This is a genomic window from Neorhizobium sp. DAR64872/K0K18, assembly GCF_050500175.1.
GTDB classification, from domain to species: Bacteria; Pseudomonadota; Alphaproteobacteria; order Rhizobiales; family Rhizobiaceae; genus Neorhizobium; species Neorhizobium soli.
Genome location: NZ_CP191445.1, coordinates 1,096,749 through 1,112,500 on the forward strand (window position 1 = coordinate 1,096,749; position 15,752 = coordinate 1,112,500).

Here is a 15,752-nt window from a genome sequence, read left to right on the forward strand (position 1 = left end):
TAAGTATTTCTTCCAAGACATGCATCTTTACCATGCCGGTTTACCGAACTCTAACCTGACTGCGCTATCTCTGCGGACGGGCTGCCGAAAGCCGTCCGTGATGAACTGGTGCCAGACTGAAATGGAGCGGGCCCGCAAGCCCGTACATGCAGGTTCAAATCCTGCCCAGTTCTCCAAGGACCACACTCCGGCGACGAATTGGCAGACGTTGACACCAACATCGCATTCGACATGACCCTTTGGATTTAGACCGAACAGGCCGGATCGTTGCGATCACATCGCAAGGGCGTCCCCGTAACCTTGATCAGACAGAAAGTGCTCTGCAGCATGGAAAAGATTGATCGTTTAGCGTGGGTCGACGCCGCCAAAGGTGTCTCGATCATCCTGGTTGTGATGATGTACTCGGCCTACAATACCGGCGAATATACCGGGCAGGTCGGCTTTCTGCACTATGTCATCGGTTTCGCCACGCCATTCCGGATGCCGGAATTCTTCCTGATCTCGGGTCTGTTCCTGTCGCAGGTTATCGCCCGCCCGTGGTTGCAGTTCGTCGACCGCCGGGTGGTCCATTACCTTTATTTCTACGTGCTCTGGGTCACGATCATGCTTGGCCTGAAGATCGGGGTCTACGAGCTCGATCTCAGCAAGATGCTGAAGGAGCTGGCGTTTGCGATGGTCCAGCCCTACGGCGTTTTGTGGTTCGTCTATCTGCTTGCCATTTTCGGACTGGTGACAAAGCTGTTCTACCAGCTTTCGGTGCCTGCCTGGGTCGTTCTTCCGGTCGCGATCGGCCTTGAGGTCTGGTCGCCGCACTCGGCGAGCTACGTGGTCACGCAGTTTGCTGCGTATTTCGTCTTCTTCTATCTCGGCTTCCTGACGGGTCCCGCAATTTTGAAGCTGGTCGATCTCTGCCAGCGCTATTCGGCGAGAGCCTGGGCTGCGCTGTGCGTCTGGGCGCTGGTCAACGGAGTGCTCGTGTTTTCACCCGGCTATGAGGTTCAACCGGTCGGGATGCAGATGGGGTCTGCGGTGTTGCCAGGGATGCATTTCGTGCTTGCTGTCGCTGGAACGCTGGCGCTTTGCATCGCTTGCGGCCTCGTCGTCCAACTGCCGTTCTCGCGCTGGCTGGTCTGGCTCGGCAAGCATTCGCTGGTTGTCTACCTCGCCTTTACCATCCCGATGTCTCTGTTCAGGGCAGTAGCGCTCAAGACCGGACTGATTACCGATACGGGACTGCTGAGCGTTTCGGTGATGATCGTGTCGATCGTGAGCTCGCTCATCCTCTACGCGATTGTCAGGGCGACAGGGATCGGCAACTTCCTGTTCGAGCGGCCCCGTTGGGCCTGGCTTTTGCACCGCAAGGGCGGCTCCGTCGACGCCGTTACTGCCACACCCGCCACGGCTGTCGTCAAGGATTGAAGCTCAGCCCGGACGTCGCGCCAGCAGCATATAATTGACGTCCATGTCGGACGACAGGTTCCAGCGGTCGCTCAGCGGGTTGAAGAACACGCCGGTGCGGTGAATGATCTCCATGCCGCTTTTTGACAGCGGTTTTTCGATCTCTTCCGGGCGCACAAGCTTGTCGTACTGGTGGGTGCCGCGCGGCAACCAGCGGAGAATGTTTTCCGCAGCAAAGATCGCCAGCGCGCCGGCCTTCAGCGTGCGGTTAATGGTCGCGACGAACATCAGGCCGCTCGGCTTCACCAGCGAAGCGCAGGTAGTAATGAAAAAATCGACGTCAGCGACGTGTTCGACTACTTCCATGTTCATGACAACGTCGAACAGCTCGCCCGACGCGGCAAGGTCTTCGGCCGTGACTGCGCGATAATCGACGGTGACGCCGGTCTCAGCTGCGTGGGTGGAAGCGATGCCGATGTTCTTTTCAGACGGGTCCGCGCCGACAACGGTCGCACCCATGCGGGCCATCGGCTCCGACAACAGACCGCCGCCACATCCGATATCGAGGATGCGAAGACCGGCAAGCGGCTGGTGACCGTTGGGGTCACGGCCGAAATGCTCGCAGATCCGGTCGCGAAGATAGGAGAGACGGACCGGATTGAACTTGTGGAGAGGCCGAAACTTCCCTGTCGGGTTCCACCACTCGGCTGCCATTTTCGAGAACCATTCAACCTGGTCCTTATCGACTGTGCTGCGTGTGGTTTCGGTCATATCGTCATCCTCTCGTACTAGGGCCTGAAGTCGGATGATCCCGGGTTGATGTCAAGGGGTGACATCGCCGCGGAGGTCGCGCGACAGCTTAGTCATTGTTTTCCAGTGAGCAGGCGGGGATGAACCGTTGCTTACGGCGAGGAGAAAAATGGTGAATGACAGTCAAATACATCATTCATTCGCCATTCAGCCGACAACTGGAACAATAGGTCGTTCCGAGCATTTAGGCTGAAAATTACGGGGCGCAAAACGGAAGCAATTCCGACCGCTTATGTTTTCCAGGAGGAAACAGGTGAAAAAGTTACTTTTACGGGTAGCCGCTCTCGGCGCCTTGATGCTGGCGCCGTCGATTGCTTCGGCTGCCGTGCAGGGATTCGCAACCGCGAACGTGAACATGCGGTCAGGTCCGAGCACCGCCTATCCGGCGGTCACAGTGATCCCGGTCAGCGCGACCGTTACCATCAACGGCTGCATGAGCAGCGTGAACTGGTGCGACGTTTCGTTCTACGGCGGTCGTGGCTGGGTGTCGGGAAACTATGTCCAGGCGGCGTACCGTTCGAACCGCGTCTATGTCGCGCCCGACTACTATCAGGGTCTCGGCATCCCGACGGTGACCTTCGAAGTCAACGACTATTGGGGTCGCCATTATAGAGAGCGCAATTTCTATCGTGAACGTGATCGCTGGCGCGATTACAATTGGCGCGCCGATCGTCAGCCGCCGCCACCGCCGCGTTGGGATCGTGACAGACGTCCGCCGCCACCACCTCCGGGTTGGGACCGCGACCGCGATCGTGACCGCTGGGACAACCGTCCCGGTTGGGACCGTGATCGCGGCGACCGCCGCGACCCGCCACGCGTCGACCGTGACAGGGACGATCGTCGCCCACCGCCGCGTATCGATCGTGACGACGACCGTCGCCCTCCACCACCGCGTATCGACCGCGACCGGGATGACCGCCGTCCGCCACCGCGGATTGATCGCGACGACGACCGTCGCCCACCACCGCCGCGCATGGATCGTGGCGATGACCGCAGGGACGATCGCCGCCCGCCGCCGCGTGCCGAGCGCAATGACGAACGCAGAGAAGAGCGTCGTCAGGAGCCTCGTGCCGAGCGCAACAACGACCGTCGCGCCCCGCAGGGTGAAACTGAGCAGTGCGTCGGCCCGGGTTGCCGTAATCGCTAAGGCGACAACGGCGGAGCCCGTCCGCCGTGAACGGTTACAGTTGATGATAGTCGGGGGCCGCGAAAGCGGCCCTTTTCATGTTCGGCGGTTTTCCGCGGATAATCGCGAAATACTGCCTCCGGTTTTTGCCGGGCGTACCGTTCTGGCCTGTTCCGGCCATTGCACCGCCAGCCCCTTTTCGATATGAGACCCCCGCAACTTTGTGACTCCAGGCCTTGAGGCCCGGAGAGCAGAGAAACGGGAAGCAGACGTTCCAGCGTATGGTGCCGGGACGAAACAGTGGTTTTTGTCGAATGGCTCGCATCGTGATGAAGTTCGGCGGCACGTCCGTCGCCAATCTTGACCGTATCCACAATGTGGCACGCCATGTGAAACGCGAGGTCGACGCGGGCCATGAAGTGGCCGTCGTCGTTTCCGCAATGTCGGGCAAGACCAACGAGCTGGTGGGCTGGGTACAGGACACACCGAAGGTCAATGGCGCCGATTCTCCCTTTTACGACGCGCGCGAATACGATGCCGTCGTCGCCTCCGGCGAGCAGGTGACATCAGGGCTGCTTGCGATCGCGCTGCAGTCGATGGGCATCAATGCGCGCTCCTGGCAGGGCTGGCAGTTGCCGATCCGCACCGACAATGCCCATGGCGCGGCCCGGATTCAGGAAATCGACGGTTCCGACATCATCAAGCGGATGGGCGAGGGCCAGGTGGCCGTCGTTGCCGGCTTCCAGGGCATCGGCCCGGACAACCGGATCGCGACGCTCGGTCGCGGCGGTTCCGACACGTCGGCGGTGGCGATTGCTGCCGCTCTCAAGGCCGATCGTTGCGACATCTATACGGATGTCGATGGCGTCTATACGACGGACCCGCGCATCGTGCCCAAGGCGCGGCGCCTGAAGAAGATTTCGTTCGAGGAAATGCTCGAAATGGCATCACTCGGCGCCAAGGTGTTGCAGGTGCGTTCTGTGGAACTTGCCATGGTTCACAAGGTCCGCACCTTCGTGCGCTCCAGTTTCGAGGATCCCGATGCACCGGGCATGGGCGACCTCATCAACCCGCCCGGTACTTTGATTTGCGACGAGGAAGAGATCGTGGAACAGGAAGTCGTCACCGGCATCGCCTACGCCAAGGATGAAGCGCAGATCTCCCTGCGTCGTCTCTCCGACCGGCCAGGCGTTTCTGCCGCCATCTTCGGCCCGCTGGCCGAAAATCACATCAATGTCGACATGATCGTCCAGAACATTTCCGAGGACGGATCAAAGACCGACATGACCTTTACGGTGCCTTACGGGGACGTGGCGAAGGCCATCAGCGTTCTCGAAGACAACAAGGACAAGATCGGCTTCGACGTCGTGCAGAGCGAATCGGGTCTCGCCAAGGTGTCGGTGATCGGCATCGGCATGCGCAGCCATGCAGGCGTGGCCGCGACCGCTTTCAAGGCACTTGCCGAAAAGTCGATCAACATCAAGGCGATCACCACCTCGGAAATCAAGATTTCGATCCTGATCGCCGGCGACTACTCGGAACTTGCAGTTCGGTCTTTGCATTCCGCCTACGGTCTCGATAAGACTTGATCGTCAACCGGTTCGCCGCGTGGGTGTGAAACTCGCGCGGCCACTTCCGGATTAAAGATGCATTCGGGAGCAATGATGCCGATGAGAGACATGTCGGCCGGGCCGCGCGTTCTTCTGAAGCGGCTCCGCGAGTTGATGGCCGAGCCACTTGAGCCGCAGGAGCGGCTTGACCGGATCGTGCGCCAGATCGCCAGCAACATGGTGGCGGAGGTTTGCTCCGTCTATGTATTGCGCTCCGATGGTGTGCTCGAGCTTTATGCCACCGAGGGCCTCAACAAGGAGGCTGTCCATACATCGCAGCTGAAGATGGGGCAGGGTCTGGTCGGCACGATTGCCGCCTCGGCACAGCCGCTCAATCTTTCCGATGCGCAGGCGCATCCAGCATTCCGCTACCTGCCCGAGACCGGCGAAGAGATTTACCATTCGTTCCTTGGCGTGCCGATCCTGCGCGCCGGCCGCACGCTCGGCGTTCTCGTCGTGCAGAACAAGGCCAGCCGCAACTACCGCGAAGACGAGGTCGAGGCGCTCGAGACGACGGCGATGGTGATCGCCGAGATGATCGCGACCGGCGACCTCAAAAAGATCACGGCACCGGGGCTTGAGCTGGACCTCACCCGCGCGGTCACGATTGCGGCCAACGGCTATAACGAGGGCATCGGGCTCGGCCATGTCGTGCTGCACGAGCCGCGCATCGTCGTTACCAATCTTCTCAACGAGGACTCGGACAAGGAAATCCTCCGTCTGGCCGAAGCGCTCGGATCGCTCCGGATCTCGATCGACGACATGCTGCAGCGCCGCGACGTGGCGCAGGAGGGCGAGCACCGCGAGGTTCTCGAGACCTACCGCATGTTTGCGCATGACCAGGGATGGGTGCGCCGCATGGAAGAGGCGATCCATAACGGACTGACGGCGGAAGCTGCGGTCGAAAAGGTGCAGAGCGACACCAAGGCGCGGATGATGCGCCTGACCGACCCTTATCTGCGCGAGCGGATGCATGATTTCGACGATCTGGCCAACCGGTTGCTGCGCCAGCTGACCGGCTATTCCGGCCGAGCAACGGACGAGAACTTCCCGCTCGATGCGATCATTCTTGCGCGCGCCATGGGCGCTGCCGAACTGCTCGATTATCCGCGCGAGAACCTGCGCGGGCTGGTGCTGGAAGAAGGTGCGGTCACCAGCCATGTGGTGATCGTGGCCCGCGCCATGGGTATTCCGGTTGTCGGCCAGGCGACGGGCTTGGTTGCGCTTGCCGAAAACGGCGATCCCATCATCATCGACGGTGACGACGGCCAGGTGCATGTGCGCCCGATGGCGGATCTGCAGAAGGCCTATGAGGAAAAGGTCAAGCTGCGGGCCCGGCGCCAGGAGCAGTTCAAGGCACTGCGCTCGGTCGAGCCGGTGACCAAGGATGGCAAGGCGATCAGCCTCAACATGAATGCCGGCCTGCTGGTGGATCTGCCGCAGCTTGCCGAATCCGGTGCGCAGGGTATCGGCCTGTTCCGCACCGAGCTGCAGTTCATGATCGCCTCGACCATGCCGAAGCTTGAGGAACAGGAGGCGTTCTATCGCGCCGTGATCCGCCAGGCGGCTGGCCTTCCGGTGACGTTCCGCACGCTCGATATCGGTGGCGACAAGGTCGTGTCCTACCTTCGTAGCCAGGAAGAGGAAAACCCGGCGCTGGGATGGCGGGCGATCCGCCTGTCTCTCGATCGGCCGGGCCTGCTGCGCACCCAGATGCGCGCGCTGCTGCGGGCATCGGCGGGTGCCGAGCTGCGCATGATGCTGCCGATGATCACCGAGGTTTCCGAGATCCGCGCGGTGCGCGAGCTGTTCCAGAAGGAAGTCCAGCATCTCTCCAAATTCGGCCACAGCCTGCCGCGCAAGCTGCAGTTCGGCGCGATGCTGGAAGTGCCGTCGCTGATGTGGCAGCTGGATGAACTGATGGCGGAAGTGGATTTCGTCTCTGTCGGCTCGAACGATCTGTTCCAGTTCGCCATGGCCGCCGACCGGGGCAATGCCCGCGTCTCCGACCGGTTCGATATTCTGGGCAAGCCGTTCCTGCGCATTCTGCGCGACATCGCCCGCGCGGGGGATAAGAACCGCACGCCGGTGACGCTGTGCGGCGAGATGGCCGGCAAGCCGCTTTCGGCCATGGCGCTGATCGGCGTCGGTTTCCGCTCGGTGTCGATGGCGGCAACCTCGATCGGGCCGGTGAAGGCAATGCTGCTTGGTCTCGATGCGGGGCAGCTGGCCGAGGAGCTCGACGCCGCGCTGGACGACGTGCGCTCGGACGAGCCGATCCGCAATTTGCTGTTGCGGTTTGCGGAAACCAACAACATTCCCGTATAGAAAAACACAAAGAACAAGAGTGGAGTGATTGGGTGGCGAAGCTTCCTGTCGAAAAGATGCGCGAACTGGAACGCCGGTTCGGCGAGATCGAGGCGCGCATGTCGGAGGGTCCGGCTGCCGATGTCTATGTGAAGCTGGCATCGGAATATTCCGAACTGCAGCCGGTGGTCACCAAGATCCGTGAATACGAAAAGACCCTGGCTGAGGTCGCTGACCTGCGTGCGATGCTTGTCGACAAGGCGACCGACCGCGAGATGCGCGAGCTGGCCGAGATGGAGCTGCCGGATGCGGAAGAACGCATCGAGCAGCTGGAAAAGGACATGCAGATCCTTCTCCTTCCCAAGGATGCGGCCGACGAGCGCAGCGCCATCCTGGAAATCCGCGCCGGCACCGGCGGCAACGAGGCGGCGCTGTTTGCCGGCGACCTGTTTCGCATGTACGAGCGTTACGCGAGTGCCCATGGCTGGAAGGTGGAAGTGCTGTCTGCCAGCGACGGCGAAGCGGGCGGTTTCCGCGAAGTCATCGCCACCGTGACCGGCCGCGGCGTGTTTTCCAAGCTGAAATTCGAAAGCGGCGTGCACCGGGTGCAGCGGGTGCCCGATACGGAAACGCAGGGGCGCATCCATACCTCGGCTGCGACAGTCGCAGTTTTGCCCGAAGCGGAAGAGATCGACATCGAGATCAAGGCGGACGATATCCGCATCGATACGATGCGGGCATCCGGCGCCGGCGGCCAGCACGTCAACACCACCGACTCTGCCGTTCGCATCACCCACCTGCCGACGGGGCTGGTTGTCACCAGTTCGGAGAAATCGCAGCACCAGAACCGTGCAAAAGCCATGCAGGTCCTGCGCTCGAGGCTCTACGACATGGAGCGGCAGAAAGCCGACAGCGAACGCTCTGCGGACCGCAAGAGCCAGGTCGGCTCGGGCGACCGTTCGGAGCGCATCCGCACCTACAATTTCCCTCAAGGACGTGTGACCGACCACCGTATCAACCTGACGCTCTACAAGCTCGACCGGATGATGATCGGCGAGATCGACGAAGTCGTCGATGCGCTGATTTCGGATTATCAGGCCGGACAGCTGGCGCAGCTTGGCGAGCAGCACGGATGAGCGAGCAACCGGCGTCTGTGCTGAAGGCGGTGGTGGCGGATGCAAGGGCGCAGCTTGCCGCAGCAGGGATCGCCGATGCGGCCATCGAGGCAAGGCTTCTGATCGGCGGCTTGCTGGGACTTTCCTCGACCGAGGTGTTCGTTGATGGCGACCGTGTTGTCGATGCCCTCGACATGGCCCGGATTGCGGACGCGGTGGCCAGGCGGCTGGGTCACGAGCCGGTTCACCGTATTCTAGGAATGCGGGCGTTTCACGGGCTGGACCTGTTGCTCTCGAAAGAGACGCTGGAGCCGCGGCCGGATACCGAACTCCTGGTCGAATGCATGCTGCCCGTGCTCAGACGGATCGTTGCGGAAAAGGGCCATGCCCGCGTGCTCGATCTTGGCACCGGGACCGGCGCCATCATTCTGGCGCTGTTGAGCGAGGTTCCGCAAGCGACGGGCGTCGGCTCCGATATTTCCGAGGATGCGCTTTCGACGGCGACGCGTAATGCGCAACGTCTTGATCTTGGTGAGCGGTTTCAGGGCGTCAGAAGTCATTGGTTTGACGCAATTGACGGGCGTTTCGACATAATCGTGTCAAACCCGCCCTATATCAGAAGCGATGTCATTCCTGAACTAGAGCCGGAAGTTCGCGATTTCGATCCGCCGGCAGCGTTGGACGGCGGACCCGATGGCCTGGATGCCTACCGGGCAATCGCATCGCAGGCCGAGCACTTTCTCGAACTGCGCGGTCCACAGGAAGACGGCTCGTTTCCCAAGGACGAAGGGTCGATCGGCGTCGAGATCGGGTTCGATCAGCGAGACACGGTGACACGTATCTTTGAGGATGCAGGCTTCATCTTGACGCAAGCAAGACGTGATTATGGTAACAACGATCGCGTGCTTGTCTTTACGAGAGGTGGCCCTTGATTATCCAGGCTTTCGATGTTGCAAAGCAAAAGAAAGGGCTTGGAATCCTTCAGGAAGCGAGTTAGCGTAAATCACGCATCGGGGCGGCTGGGAGTGAACAACGATTCGTTCTCGCTAAAAGGTCAACCGTAGAACCGGCTCTTTTCGAAGACCGAGCAGGTTGAGCAGATCCAGTGCGTGATCAGGTAATTTGACTTTGAAAGCGGCAGGCCGCCTTGGTCGACCTGCGCATGGCACGCGAAGTCCTGTTCCGGCGATGACCGGCGGGCCGCGTGGCCTTTTATCAGCGAAGACAGAGAGTTGGTGAACGATATATGAGGCCAGGACAGCAAAACAAGCGCGGTCGGGGGCGTGGCAGCAACAATGGCGGCAGCAGCAATGGCGGCGGCGGCGGCAGCGGCGGTGGAAACAACAATTTCAATCGCAAGGGCGGCAACCCGCTCAGCCGGTCCTATGACAGCTCCGGCCCGGATGTAAAAATCCGCGGCACCGCTCAGCACATCGCCGAAAAATACTCGACGCTTGCTCGTGATGCGCAAAGCGCAGGCGACCGTGTCATGGCCGAAAACTACCTGCAGCATGCGGAACACTATTACCGCATCATTGCTGCAGCGCAGGCACAGATGCAGGACCGTTTCCAGCATCAGGAGCGTGGCGAATACCAGGACCGCGACGGCAACTCGATCGATCAAGACGATATGGATCAGGGTGACGGCGACGATATGGGCTACGCACCACAGCCGATGATGGACGAGCAGCCACGCCGCGAGCATAATTCCAGCCAGAACTCTGGACAGCACTCAGGCCAGAATTCCGGTCAAAACTCTGGACAGAACCCGGGTCAAAACTCTGGGCACAACCAGGGCAGCCAGTCCGGCCAGGACCAGCAGCCGCGCGAAAACCGGCGTGACCGAAACGAGCGCCGCGAGCGTCGCCCGGAACGTCCCGACCGCCCAGAGCGTCAGGACCGTGCAGAGCGCGCACCTGAACAGGGCAGCGAGCAGCCGATGGAGCAGCCTGCTGCACCGGCTGCCGAACAGCCGGTCGCTCCGACACGGACCAGACAGCGCGCGCCTCAGGTCACCGAAGCTCCGGTAGCCGTTGCGCCTGTGGTCGATGGATCCGGCCCGCAGCCTGATATCGAGGGCACGCCGGTCGAGGTTTCGGTCGAAGAGGAATCGCAGACGGAAGCCACGCCACGCCGTCGCCGCACGGCAGGTAACCGTCCACGTCGCCAGACCCGCAAGGATGCCGATGCGGCAGACGGCGGAGATGCCGGCGACGGTGACGACAAGCCGGCCTTGGCAGAAGCTGGCGAATAAGCCGGTCTGACACTGTACGATTGATATGAAAACTCCGGTCGAAAGGCCGGAGTTTTTCTTTGAGGGGTAGCCGAATGCTCGTGCGGGAGATCGCCATGCTGCACCTGGCTCGCCTTGGATCCTGTCCCTTGCACGTTTTGCACCTGTTACGTCGCCGGTCTTACCCGGGTGCGGCGGCGAGTTGTCGGCTCGACGACATCGCGCGATCCCGGCTCGATCGACGCCGCGCCAATATCGCCTAAATCCTCTTCTCCGCGTCTTTAAATCACAAAATCGCGCTCCCATATCTTCACCAAGGCCGGTTGGCCGGCCGGGTTCGCCTTTAAAGGGAGCCCCATCTCAATCATCGGTCCGTGCCTCCATGGAGGGCGGGGCGATTCAGGAGGTTTATCTTATGAACATCGAAAAATATTCCGAGCGGGTACGGGGCTTCCTTCAGTCTGCCCAGACCCAGGCCCTGTCCGCTGGTCATCAGCAGTTTACGCCAGAGCATCTGCTCAAGGTTCTGCTCGACGACGACCAGGGCATGGCTTCCGCATTGATCGAACGCGCTGGCGGCAGCGCCAAGGATGCGCGCATCGCAAACGACGCTGCACTTTCCAAGCTTCCGAAGGTATCGGGCGGCAATGGCGAGATCTATCTTTCGCAGCCGCTGGCAAAAGTGTTTTCGACAGCGGAAGAAGCCGCCAAGAAGGCCGGCGACAGCTTTGTCACGGTCGAACGACTGCTGCTGGCGCTTTTGATCGAAAGCTCGGCCTCGACATCGGCCAGCCTGAAGAAGGCGGGGCTGACGGCGCAGGGTCTCAACCAGGTCATCAACGACCTGCGCAAGGGCCGCACCGCCGACAGCGCGACTGCTGAACAGGGCTTTGAAGCCCTGAAGAAATATGCCCGCGACCTGACGACCGAAGCGCGCGATGGCCGGCTCGATCCGGTGATCGGCCGTGACGACGAAATTCGCCGCACGATCCAGGTTCTGTCGCGCCGCACCAAGAACAATCCCGTCCTGATCGGTGAACCCGGCGTCGGCAAGACGGCGATCGCCGAAGGTCTGGCGCTGCGTATCGTCAATGGCGACGTGCCGGAAAGCCTCAAAGACAAGAAGCTGATGGCGCTCGACATGGGCGCGCTGATTGCGGGTGCCAAATATCGCGGCGAGTTCGAAGAGCGGCTGAAGAGCGTGCTGAACGAGGTGCAGTCGGAAAACGGCGAGATCATCCTGTTCATCGACGAGATGCACACGCTTGTTGGAGCCGGCAAGGCGGATGGCGCGATGGATGCGTCCAACCTTTTAAAGCCTGCTCTTGCCCGCGGCGAGCTGCATTGCGTCGGCGCGACCACGCTCGATGAATACCGCAAGCATGTGGAAAAGGATCCGGCTCTTGCTCGTCGTTTCCAGCCGGTCATGGTTGAGGAACCGTCGGTCGAGGATACGATCTCGATCCTGCGCGGCCTCAAGGAAAAATACGAGCAGCACCACAAGGTCCGCATCTCGGATTCGGCGCTGGTTGCCGCTGCAACCCTGTCGAGCCGCTACATTGCCGACCGGTTCCTGCCGGACAAGGCAATTGACCTGATGGACGAAGCCGCATCGCGGTTGCGCATGCAGGTGGATTCCAAGCCCGAAGAGCTGGACGAACTCGATCGCCGCATCATGCAGCTGAAGATCGAGCGTGAGGCGCTGAAGAAGGAAACCGACACAGCCTCGGCCGACCGGCTGGTCCGTCTCGAGACCGAAGTGACGTCGCTGGAAGAGCAGGCGGATGCGCTGACCGCGCGCTGGCAGGCTGAGAAGCAGAAGCTCGGACTTGCCGCCGATCTCAAGGGCAAGCTCGACGAAGCACGCAACGAACTGGCCACTGCCCAGCGCAAGGGTGAGTACCAGCGTGCCGGCGAGCTGACCTACGGCGTCATTCCCGATCTCGAAAAGGAGCTCGCACAGGCGGAAGCACAGGACAGTTCCAGCAACGCCATGGTGCAGGAAGTGGTCAATCCGGATGCGATCGCGCATGTGGTGTCCCGCTGGACCGGTATTCCCGTCGACAAGATGCTGGAAGGCGAGCGCGACAAGCTGCTGCGGATGGAAGACGAGTTGGCGAAATCGGTCGTCGGTCAGGGCGATGCGGTGCAGGCCGTGTCGCGCGCGGTTCGCCGTTCGCGTGCCGGCCTGCAGGATCCGAACCGGCCGATCGGCTCGTTCATCTTCCTCGGCCCGACCGGCGTCGGCAAGACCGAGCTCACCAAGTCGCTCGCACGCTTCATGTTCGACGACGAAACGGCGATGGTGCGCTTGGACATGTCGGAATACATGGAGAAGCATTCCGTCTCGCGGCTGATCGGCGCGCCTCCCGGCTATGTCGGCTATGACGAAGGTGGTGCTCTGACCGAAGCCATCAGGCGCAAGCCCTACCAGATCGTTCTGTTCGATGAGATCGAAAAGGCGCATCCCGATGTCTTCAACGTTCTCCTGCAGGTTCTCGACGACGGGCGCCTGACGGACGGGCAGGGCCGCACGGTCGACTTCAAGAACACGATGATCATCATGACATCCAATCTCGGGGCCGAATATCTGACCGGCCTTCGCGAGGACGAGGATTCTGAAAGCGTGCGCGAGCAGGTGATGGGCGTGGTGAAAGCCTCGTTCCGGCCTGAGTTCCTCAACCGCGTCGACGAAATCATCCTGTTCCACAGGCTGAAGCGCAACGAGATGGGCGCGATCGTCGATATCCAGCTGCAGCGTCTGCTGAAGCTTCTGGCCGATCGCAAGGTCGAACTGGAACTGGACAGCGATGCCCGCGAATGGCTGGCGAACAAGGGTTACGACCCTGTCTATGGCGCCCGACCTTTGAAGAGGGTGATCCAGAAGTTCGTGCAGGATCCCTTGGCCGAGCAGATCCTTGCCGGACAGATCCCGGACGGATCGACGATCAACGTGACATCAGGCTCGGACCGGCTGCTGTTTCGTATCAAGGGCAGCATGAGCGAAGCGGCATAAACGCAAACCGCGAACGAAAAATGAGGCCGCACCGGAAACGGGGCGGCCTTTTTCGTTTGAGGGCAAGATTAGCGGCTGGCGACTTCGGCCGGCTTCGATGTGCTCTTCAGCAGCGCATCGATGCGGGTGCGTTCTTCCTCGAACCGCGCCAGTGCCTTGCCGTCGAGCGACTTGCCGCCGGGCAGGCGCACCTTCATCGGATCGACCTTGGTGCCGTTGACCACGAGTTCGTAATGCAGATGGGCGCCGGTCGACTGGCCGGTCGAGCCGACATAGCCGATCACCTGACCCTGGGTTACCTTGGCGCCTTCGCGAACGCCCTTGGCGATCGCGCTCTGGTGATTGTAGGACGAGACATAACCGTTGGCATGGCGCACGAGAGTCTGGTTGCCGTAACCGCCGCTGTCCCAGCCCGCCTTTTCGACGGTGCCGTTGCCGGTGGCGATGATCGGCGTGCCGCGCGGGGCCGCCCAATCGGAGCCGGTATGCATCAAGGCCCGGCCGAGGATCGGATGGTTACGCATGCCGAAGCCTGACGTGAAGCGTCCGTTCGGAACCGGATTGCGCAACAGGAACTGCCGGACGCTGCGGCCGTCCTGATCGAAGTAATCGACCGAACCGTCATCCTGATCCTGGAACCGGTAAAACCGGGTAGTCGTGTCGCCAAACCTGGCGTTTACATAGAGAAGTTCCGAATCCCGGCTGGCCTGACCCTTTTCGTCCGAAACGGAGAAGAAGGCCTCGATCATGTCGGAGGGACGCAGCTGTGCCTGAAGATCGACATTGCTGGCGAGAAGCTTGACGAGCAGCGATGTCATATCGCTGTTCATGCCGTAGGAGAGGGCGGCGCGATAGATGCCGTCATAGACATCGGGCAATTCGCGGCCGGCGACGATGGCCGGTTGCTCGCTGAACGCGGATGCGACCGCATCCAGCATCTGCGGTTCCTTGCCGTCGATGAAATGGCCCTTGTCGTCGGCGGCAACGGTGATCTGGTGATTGCCACGGCGATAGATGCTGGCGCGCACGACGAGGACCATCTGGCCCTCCTGGATCACGCCGATGCGGATCACGTCGCCGGCGGCCACATCCTCGCTGCCGATCCGCGACTTGAGATAGCCGGCGATTTCGCGGGCCTTAGTCTCGGGGTAGCCGACGGAGGTCATCGCCTGGGCGATCGTGGTCGGCTGGCGGACCGGGATGATATCGTCTGCATATTCGCGGCTACGTGCCGTGAATGGTTCCGGCGTCGAGACCGACATGTTCTGCTCGACGATGCGGGCAGCCAGACCCGATGTCAGGTCGACATCCTCATCTTCGGAGGAGAAGCGCTGAGGGTCGACATAATAGAGTGCCGAGAGCTGGGTATTGCCCGATGTCAGGACGGATCCGTTGGAGCGGACGTTTTCTTCCACTTCCTCGAGCGTCATCGGCGCCGCATAGGCAAAGGTACCGCCCTTCACCGGGAACGGCACGGTCTGCAGGCTGACGTCGGATTCCACGTTGGATCCATAGATCGCGCCGGTGCGGCTGTTGGCCGGCGGCGGCGCTTCGCTGGAAGAGAAGATGCTGAGCGGATCGAATTTCGGATAGGCTTCCGGCGCGACGTTGTTGACGGCAAGGTTCATCTTCACATGCGCGAAGGGCCGGCGGCGCACGACTTCCTTATTTCCCTCGTGAACGACGGTGGACACTTCCATGATCCGCCGGTCGGTCGGCATGGCAACGATATTGCCGCCGAGCAGGCGCTTGCCGCGCGACGTGATGTCGTCGTCATGATCCGAGGGGACCGCGGCAGAGGCTTCGGCAGGGGTGGCAAGCTGCTGGCGACCGTCAAGCGCAGCAAACAGCGCGACGCCCATTAGGAGAGACGATGTAATGCCGGTCAGGAAGGTGCCCGAAAGCCAGCGCATGGAGATCTCGCGCCGATCCGGCGCGCGACGGCCATCGGCGAGGATCGGCGGTTCGTTGCCGAGCGTGCGTATCATGCTGCGGGCCGTCATCATGCCAGTCTTTGCCAGTCCCGTGATGCGTGTTGTTCCATAGACAGCGGGGGAATGCTGCCTGCAGTACCTTGGGCCAACCATGTGCCCGTTTCATCGACATGAGTCAAACTCAGCACCTTAGGGAACCCGCC

The 15,752-nt window shown here is 61.3% G+C and carries 10 protein-coding genes and 1 tRNA gene; 9 read left to right on the top strand and 2 right to left on the bottom strand.

Going from position 1 to position 15,752, the window contains the following annotated elements; genetic code table 11:
* The first annotated feature begins 102 nt into the window (after positions 1 to 102).
* Positions 103 to 176 (top strand) — tRNA-Ala (locus tag ACQY1P_RS04860).
* 151 nt (positions 177 to 327) lie between these two features.
* On the top strand, positions 328 to 1,419 hold the full coding sequence (locus tag ACQY1P_RS04865) for an acyltransferase family protein (RefSeq protein WP_430253233.1): 1,092 nt from the start codon (positions 328 to 330) through the stop codon (positions 1,417 to 1,419).
* Between the two features lie 3 nt (positions 1,420 to 1,422).
* Here ACQY1P_RS04865 and ubiG read toward each other — a convergent pair whose 3' ends face one another.
* The gene (gene ubiG / locus ACQY1P_RS04870) at positions 1,423 to 2,169 is read right to left on the bottom strand and encodes a bifunctional 2-polyprenyl-6-hydroxyphenol methylase/3-demethylubiquinol 3-O-methyltransferase UbiG (RefSeq protein WP_113110273.1); all 747 of its coding nucleotides are present in this window, start codon (positions 2,167 to 2,169) and stop codon (positions 1,423 to 1,425) included.
* A 292-nt stretch (positions 2,170 to 2,461) separates the two neighbouring features.
* Between ubiG and ACQY1P_RS04875 the strand changes: the two genes are divergently transcribed.
* The 7 genes from ACQY1P_RS04875 to clpB all read left to right on the top strand — a co-directional run bounded on the left by ACQY1P_RS04875 (position 2,462) and on the right by clpB (position 13,615).
* Positions 2,462 to 3,355, top strand: coding sequence for an SH3 domain-containing protein (locus tag ACQY1P_RS04875; protein WP_092664587.1), 894 nt, complete (start codon positions 2,462 to 2,464; stop codon positions 3,353 to 3,355).
* 293 nt (positions 3,356 to 3,648) lie between these two features.
* Complete coding sequence (locus tag ACQY1P_RS04880; protein WP_062577503.1) at positions 3,649 to 4,923, top strand: aspartate kinase; 1,275 nt, start codon at positions 3,649 to 3,651, stop codon at positions 4,921 to 4,923.
* An 81-nt stretch (positions 4,924 to 5,004) separates the two neighbouring features.
* Positions 5,005 to 7,272: a phosphoenolpyruvate--protein phosphotransferase gene (gene ptsP / locus ACQY1P_RS04885; protein WP_062454964.1), complete on the top strand. Its 2,268-nt coding sequence runs from the start codon at positions 5,005 to 5,007 to the stop codon at positions 7,270 to 7,272.
* A 32-nt stretch (positions 7,273 to 7,304) separates the two neighbouring features.
* A complete protein-coding gene (gene prfA, locus ACQY1P_RS04890; RefSeq protein ID WP_062454274.1) occupies positions 7,305 to 8,387 on the top strand; it encodes a peptide chain release factor 1 in 1,083 nt (360 codons plus the stop codon).
* The gene (prmC, locus tag ACQY1P_RS04895) at positions 8,384 to 9,298 is read left to right on the top strand and encodes a peptide chain release factor N(5)-glutamine methyltransferase (protein ID WP_062454273.1); all 915 of its coding nucleotides are present in this window, start codon (positions 8,384 to 8,386) and stop codon (positions 9,296 to 9,298) included. The genes prfA and prmC overlap by 4 nt, the downstream gene beginning before the upstream one ends.
* Before the next feature lie 314 nt (positions 9,299 to 9,612).
* Positions 9,613 to 10,620, top strand: a complete 1,008-nt coding sequence (locus ACQY1P_RS04900) for a DUF4167 domain-containing protein (RefSeq protein WP_062454272.1) — start codon at positions 9,613 to 9,615, stop codon at positions 10,618 to 10,620.
* A 394-nt stretch (positions 10,621 to 11,014) separates the two neighbouring features.
* Positions 11,015 to 13,615: an ATP-dependent chaperone ClpB gene (gene clpB, locus ACQY1P_RS04905; protein ID WP_325264143.1), complete on the top strand. Its 2,601-nt coding sequence runs from the start codon at positions 11,015 to 11,017 to the stop codon at positions 13,613 to 13,615.
* A 68-nt stretch (positions 13,616 to 13,683) separates the two neighbouring features.
* Here the strand turns inward: clpB and ACQY1P_RS04910 are convergent, their stop codons facing one another.
* Entirely contained in the window at positions 13,684 to 15,621 is a 1,938-nt protein-coding gene (locus ACQY1P_RS04910) for a M23 family metallopeptidase (protein WP_430253235.1), read from the bottom strand.
* Between the last annotated feature and the right edge of the window lie 131 nt (positions 15,622 to 15,752).